The sequence below is a fragment of the Syntrophaceticus schinkii genome (assembly GCF_000946815.1).
GTDB lineage: Bacteria > Bacillota > DSM-12270 > Thermacetogeniales > Thermacetogeniaceae > Syntrophaceticus > Syntrophaceticus schinkii.
Map to the genome: position 1 here is coordinate 1 of NZ_CDRZ01000143.1, position 7165 is coordinate 7165.

2 protein-coding genes, 1 pseudogene and 3 CRISPR repeat arrays are annotated in these 7165 nt (G+C 53.6%); of the genes and pseudogenes, 1 reads left to right on the forward strand and 2 read right to left on the reverse strand.

Annotation, left to right across the window (positions count from 1 at the left end):
- Positions 1-276: 276 nt before the first annotated feature.
- On the reverse strand, positions 277-594 hold the full coding sequence (gene tnpB, locus SSCH_RS06495) for an IS66 family insertion sequence element accessory protein TnpB (RefSeq protein WP_044664762.1): 318 nt from the start codon (positions 592-594) through the stop codon (positions 277-279).
- A complete protein-coding gene (gene tnpA, locus SSCH_RS21810) occupies positions 594-950 on the reverse strand; it encodes an IS66 family insertion sequence element accessory protein TnpA (protein WP_052835400.1) in 357 nt (118 codons plus the stop codon). The genes tnpB and tnpA overlap by 1 nt, the downstream gene beginning before the upstream one ends.
- A 139-nt stretch (positions 951-1089) precedes the next feature.
- A CRISPR array of direct repeats spans positions 1090-1383; the repeat unit is 32 nt; unit sequence GTTTCAATCCACGCACCCGCACGGGGTGCGAC.
- Positions 1384-1477: 94 nt separating this feature from the next.
- A CRISPR array of direct repeats spans positions 1478-6298; the repeat unit is 32 nt; unit sequence GTTTCAATCCACGCACCCGCACGGGGTGCGAC.
- Between the two features lie 107 nt (positions 6299-6405).
- A CRISPR array of direct repeats spans positions 6406-6764; the repeat unit is 32 nt; unit sequence GTTTCAATCCACGCACCCGCACGGGGTGCGAC.
- A gap of 76 nt (positions 6765-6840) precedes the next feature.
- On the opposite strand from tnpA, the pseudogene SSCH_RS20095 reads away from it, so the two are divergent.
- A pseudogene (locus tag SSCH_RS20095) lies at positions 6841-7165 on the forward strand (hypothetical protein); the annotation flags it as partial.

A 7165-nucleotide genomic window follows, 5' to 3' on the forward strand; every position in this document is an offset into this window, starting at 1 on the left:
GAACAGCATCAGTTCTTTCACTTGATGCGCCAAATTGTTATGTCTGGCCAGGCGGATCTGGGACATCAACCACTGTACTTGCTGCTCCAATTCGGCGATCTTACGATCCTTTTCTTTCAATTAAACCAAGCATGTTTTTCTAGACAGTAATTTCCTGTGTTTTCTATAAGGAGATTATACCATGAAAACCTTGTAATAGCAAGGTTTTCAGAGTCTTAGATGCCCTTTTTTGCAATGTGTTTTTAAGAAATTTGCCGCTCTAGAACTTCCTTCCGTTTAAGCTTTTTCTCTTAGCTTTGCACCTTCTATTATGTACGATAATTCCATGGTATTAAGGAGCATAGTGACGGAGTCTCCTTTTGCCGGCCAGCGAAAGTGCCCCCGCTCCAGGCGCTTGAAATACAGCCAGAAGCCATCGCCATCCCATTCCAGGATTTTTATTCTGTCCCGCTTCCGGTTGCAAAAGACAAACAGCGCTTCTGAAAACGGATCAAGGGAAAAGCTGTCTTGAACAAGCATCATCAATCCATTAATAGATTTCCTCATATCTGTATGACCGCAACATACGTATACGGGTTTTTCACTCCATTTCATTACAGTACCCTTAATATGCGACAGACTTTTTTTAATAGTTCCTGATCAGTACCTTCATCCACGGTTATACGGCAACCGCTTACTTCAATATGTAGCGTTGTTTTTGTCAGCTGGTCCGGTTTAACTTGTATCCACCCAGTTGGTACTATATTTGCGGGCTCCTCGGCTTTTAAGAGCCCCTCACAAGCTGCCTTTCTCAGCTTTCGCTGCCAGTAGAAGTATTTGTTTCTGCTTATTCCGTTTTCCTGACAGAAATCCTTAATGTTTTGCCCGCTGCGTTTCTGTTCCTGTATCACGCGTGTCCATTGTGATAGCCGGTATTCCGCTGCAACTTTTTTTTGTATCCATACAACCACTCCGTTCCCAGTTTAAAAAGTTTGCTTACTTTTTCAACTTATTCAACTGTATTCATCGTGATTGTACTGTCTTTAAACCTTATTTTCTATGTGATGGTTTACTTGACGCTTACGATGTGGTAGCAATATACTGCAACCTGTTTCAATCCACGCACCCGCACGGGGTGCGACTAGCTGCCCCCACACATGCCATACTGTCACCGCGGTTTCAATCCACGCACCCGCACGGGGTGCGACATCGATTTGATCATTATGATAGGGCTACACCGGGTTTCAATCCACGCACCCGCACGGGGTGCGACAGCGTCCATAGGCGGATGGGAGATAAGAGCAAGTTTCAATCCACGCACCCGCACGGGGTGCGACTTCTACATGATGGATTAGGGGGGTGTGGCTTAATGTTTCAATCCACGCACCCGCACGGGGTGCGACGCTGGCATACCTGCTGAAAGTGCAAAGGGGCGGGTTTCAATCCACACCCGCACGGGGTGCGACAAAAGGAGTACGAAATATTCAAATCCGAGTATGTTTCAATCCACGCACCCGCACGGGGTGCGACCATCTTGGCTTATGCCGGTAACATACTTTTGAGGGTTTCAATCCACGCACCCGCACGGGGTGCGACTTTTTCAATGACAAAAACGGCGCATCTGTTGGTGAGTTTCAATCCACGCACCCGCACGGGGTGCGACGATGCTGGTTGGTTGTGGCGGTAATGGGGCTACGGTTTCAATCCACGCACCCGCACGGGGTGCGACTATATGGCTATTCTGGATAGGCACACGGACCTAGTTTCAATCCACGCACCCGCACGGGGTGCGACTGGCTAAAACTATACAGATTGACCAATTGGCTGATGTTTCAATCCACGCACCCGCACGGGGTGCGACTGTCTCCAGGGCCTTGATGGGGATCACCTTACGGGTTTCAATCCACGCACCCGCACGGGGTGCGACAAGCGGTCTAAGGAGTGTGATGCCAAGACTATCAGTTTCAATCCACGCACCCGCACGGGGTGCGACCAAAGTTGGTTTTCCATGCAGATGTGCTTTTGTGTTTCAATCCACGCACCCGCACGGGGTGCGACCTCCAGTCGATAACTCCGGGGATATTGGCCAGGAGTTTCAATCCACGCACCCGCACGGGGTGCGACTAACGGAGGTGCTTTAGTCTTGCTTTATTTCACGTGTTTCAATCCACGCACCCGCACGGGGTGCGACAATCTGGCCCGGGAAACTATGAAAGGGCTGACTGTTTCAATCCACGCACCCGCACGGGGTGCGACCTTGACAAAATCGGGAAGGCAAAGAAAAGTAGGGTTTCAATCCACGCACCCGCACGGGGTGCGACCAGGCAAGGCCATATGGGTAGTTGTCCGGACTGGCGTTTCAATCCACGCACCCGCACGGGGTGCGACACCCTAAAAGCTCCGCAACCCACCAAATAATCAAGTTTCAATCCACGCACCCGCACGGGGTGCGACACCGGAAATACGGACATCCCGGGTGTTTTGTCGTTTCAATCCACGCACCCGCACGGGGTGCGACTGGAAGGACGGCCGGATGGTGTGGCTGCACCCAAGTTTCAATCCACGCACCCGCACGGGGTGCGACAAGCCCATTACTACAAGATTTAAAACGGTCTATCGTTTCAATCCACGCACCCGCACGGGGTGCGACCGAGGCTCTTCCAGCAGCACCCGGCGCTGCGATGTTTCAATCCACGCACCCGCACGGGGTGCGACCGGGTCCATGTTTTTACCTCCTTATTCGTGATAGTTTCAATCCACGCACCCGCACGGGGTGCGACAGGTGACTGCTACACCAGACGAGCAGCGGGCCAGGTTTCAATCCACGCACCCGCACGGGGTGCGACGAGTAGAGCCAAGTATCCCATGATTGCCGTTCCCTGTTTCAATCCACGCACCCGCACGGGGTGCGACGCAGACGAGCGCGCAGCTGTTGCCGCAAATGAGGTTTCAATCCACGCACCCGCACGGGGTGCGACTTCGTATGTTTTCGTTCTCTAACACCCAAGCATAGTTTCAATCCACGCACCCGCACGGGGTGCGACGACCCGGCAGTTGACACGGCTAACTTCGACGATCTGTTTCAATCCACGCACCCGCACGGGGTGCGACATATTCGATGTTTGTATCGACAAAGAAGATGACGTTTCAATCCACGCACCCGCACGGGGTGCGACTTTGGGCAAAACTTGTAGCTAACGAGTTCAAGGAGTTTCAATCCACGCACCCGCACGGGGTGCGACGCCATCCAGACATGCACCACGAACCATAACAATGGTTTCAATCCACGCACCCGCACGGGGTGCGACTTTCATGATATCACCTCCACAACACCATTATGGCGTTTCAATCCACGCACCCGCACGGGGTGCGACTTTTATACGGTACTTTTTACCTTGGTACAATTTGTTTCAATCCACGCACCCGCACGGGGTGCGACATTCCTAAAGCGGTTGTGTAGGGCTGTTTCTAAAGTTTCAATCCACGCACCCGCACGGGGTGCGACCACGAACAGCAGTATCTTTTTCCCGATGCCCCGGTTTCAATCCACGCACCCGCACGGGGTGCGACTAGAGATTATCCGGGCATATCTGCAACTGGACGAGTTTCAATCCACGCACCCGCACGGGGTGCGACTCCATATTTATTGATCAGATAGTCATAAGTAGCAGTTTCAATCCACGCACCCGCACGGGGTGCGACCAATCCAGAACCTTGCATCAGCTTTGGCCAGGAGTTTCAATCCACGCACCCGCACGGGGTGCGACGTGGATGCCGCAAAAGGTTCTAAGGACAGGATGTTTCAATCCACGCACCCGCACGGGGTGCGACACCGATAGAGCAGAATCTCGTACCGATGAAGCGGTTTCAATCCACGCACCCGCACGGGGTGCGACCGGCTACATCGACCGCGGGTCCAATCTCATAGAGGTTTCAATCCACGCACCCGCACGGGGTGCGACGGAATACCTGACAGCAGGTGGAGCAGAAATCAGGGTTTCAATCCACGCACCCGCACGGGGTGCGACGGCCGCGGTGCCCGTCCCCTCACAAGTGAGGAGCGTTTCAATCCACGCACCCGCACGGGGTGCGACGCCATCCAGACATGCACCACGAACCATAACAATGGTTTCAATCCACGCACCCGCACGGGGTGCGACCAATCCAGAACCTTGCATCAGCTTTGGCCAGGAGTTTCAATCCACGCACCCGCACGGGGTGCGACGTGGATGCCGCAAAAGGTTCTAAGGACAGGATGTTTCAATCCACGCACCCGCACGGGGTGCGACACCGATAGAGCAGAATCTCGTACCGATGAAGCGGTTTCAATCCACGCACCCGCACGGGGTGCGACCGGCTACATCGACCGCGGGTCCAATCTCATAGAGGTTTCAATCCACGCACCCGCACGGGGTGCGACGGAATACCTGACAGCAGGTGGAGCAGAAATCAGGGTTTCAATCCACGCACCCGCACGGGGTGCGACTGTTTGAAACAGTCAGGACGATGGTACTGACCGGTTTCAATCCACGCACCCGCACGGGGTGCGACCTCTCAACTTCTGTCGCAATTTCCGCAATAGGGGCGTTTCAATCCACGCACCCGCACGGGGTGCGACCCCGTGAGTATTTGACCCAACAGGCTGAGAGGGTTTCAATCCACGCACCCGCACGGGGTGCGACGGTTGTGATGGTGACACACAACCCCCAGCTGGCGGTTTCAATCCACGCACCCGCACGGGGTGCGACGCGGATTAATGAGTTGCTTGTTACTTGTTAAAGGTTTCAATCCACGCACCCGCACGGGGTGCGACCCGAATGCCCTGTCCCCTTGTACACGATACCCGGTTTCAATCCACGCACCCGCACGGGGTGCGACTGTTGCCTTGAGTGGTTGAGACAAGAGGCAGAGTTTCAATCCACGCACCCGCACGGGGTGCGACCCGATTATACGGCGGGACCTTACTCTGGAGCAAGTTTCAATCCACGCACCCGCACGGGGTGCGACAAAGTTAGGAATGATACCAGGAAAGAGAAAAGAAGTTTCAATCCACGCACCCGCACGGGGTGCGACGTTATAGATGCGGGCGAGGTAGATAACAATATTAGTTTCAATCCACGCACCCGCACGGGGTGCGACCGTTAAGTACGGCAACATTATCAAGGTTTGCATGTTTCAATCCACGCACCCGCACGGGGTGCGACACGAAACCAGTGCTCGTCATGCTCTTGTAATGCCGTTTCAATCCACGCACCCGCACGGGGTGCGACACCTATCTGTATTTATACTATAGAATTATTTGAGGGTTTCAATCCACGCACCCGCACGGGGTGCGACAGGTACCGTGATGCCTTTGAGGCAGCTGGCGAGGTTTCAATCCACGCACCCGCACGGGGTGCGACTCCAGCTGTGCCGGGTAGTTGTTCCGGCTGTAGGTTTCAATCCACGCACCCGCACGGGGTGCGACTATTTTACTGCCGGGGATGGAGAAACATGTCATAGGTTTCAATCCACGCACCCGCACGGGGTGCGACGGGCTGGTTTGATACGAAAAGGTGTGGTAGAATTGTTTCAATCCACGCACCCGCACGGGGTGCGACGCCGAAAATCGATCCGGTGGTAATTGCATCAGGTTTCAATCCACGCACCCGCACGGGGTGCGACACCCCTGGACTACACCACCGAGGACAAGCCTAGAGTTTCAATCCACGCACCCGCACGGGGTGCGACCAAATCATTCTGGAGGTGGTGGCAATGTAAAATGTTTCAATCCACGCACCCGCACGGGGTGCGACAGGTCATCATTGAGGAAGTCCTCGGGTTTTACGTTTCAATCCACGCACCCGCACGGGGTGCGACCTTCGGTTAACGGTGTGTTATATTCGGCTAGCGTGTTTCAATCCACGCACCCGCACGGGGTGCGACCCAAGACAATGCAATTAATTATGGGTATTGGTGGTTTCAATCCACGCACCCGCACGGGGTGCGACGCCGGCGGCAGTATGGCTATTGCACACATTGCAAGTTTCAATCCACGCACCCGCACGGGGTGCGACTTTTTTTCCGTATCAAAGGATATGACTTTTGTCATGTTTCAATCCACGCACCCGCACGGGGTGCGACCAGATCAGTATCAGCATCTGTATAACCAGTACCAGTTTCAATCCACGCACCCGCACGGGGTGCGACAGGATTAAGCTAACTGGCTCACTTGAGTGCAGGTTTCAATCCACGCACCCGCACGGGGTGCGACGATTGAAGATTTGGAAAAGGGGTGTAAATAAGTGTTTCAATCCACGCACCCGCACGGGGTGCGACCAGATTACGCTGGTTAGTTTTGTTATCAAACACATGTTTCAATCCACGCACCACGCACCCGCACGGGGTGCGACCTGGACAAGCTGGAAAAACAACAGCTTTACCAGGGTTTCAATCCACGCACCCGCACGGGGTGCGACCGGTATCGACGCCGAAGATGACCTGGCTGTCTGGGTTTCAATCCACGCACCCGCACGGGGTGCGACGCGAGCTGTTGCTAGGCTGCTGGCCGGGGGAGATGTTTCAATCCACGCACCCGCACGGGGTGCGACGGCCGGAGATGATATGCAAGGGCGGCGGTGTGGTGTTTCAATCCACGCACCCGCACGGGGTGCGACCGTCACTGAGTATGCTATGCCGGACGGTACTGTGTTTCAATCCACGCACCCGCACGGGGTGCGACCCCATAAATCTCCCACAGTACGTCCAGATGAGGTTTCAATCCACGCACCCGCACGGGGTGCGACGAACTTCGAGCAACTAGTCAATAACTCAACTTTCGCACTAAAAAAAATGCCCTTAAACCCTTGATATATCTGAACTTTGGTAAACAAAAACACCCCTCAATCTGGTAAAATAGAAGTAACATGCAAAACCCAATTATACCAAGGAAAGAAGGGTGCTCTTGTGACTTCTATCTTACCAGAAAACATTACCGATGAAAATAGGTCAGCCAATTATGTTGCAAACTTTTTCAAAGAACACAAGATAGGTCAAATACTCGTGAAATCGAATTTCAAAAAGCAAAAGGGTTTTTCTTGCAAAGAATTATTGCAGTTTCTTGTGACCTTAGTTTTTTTAGGCAAAAACCTGTTACCGCTATCTGGATATCAATACCGGCACAGCCCCTTCAAAAGACGCTGTCTCA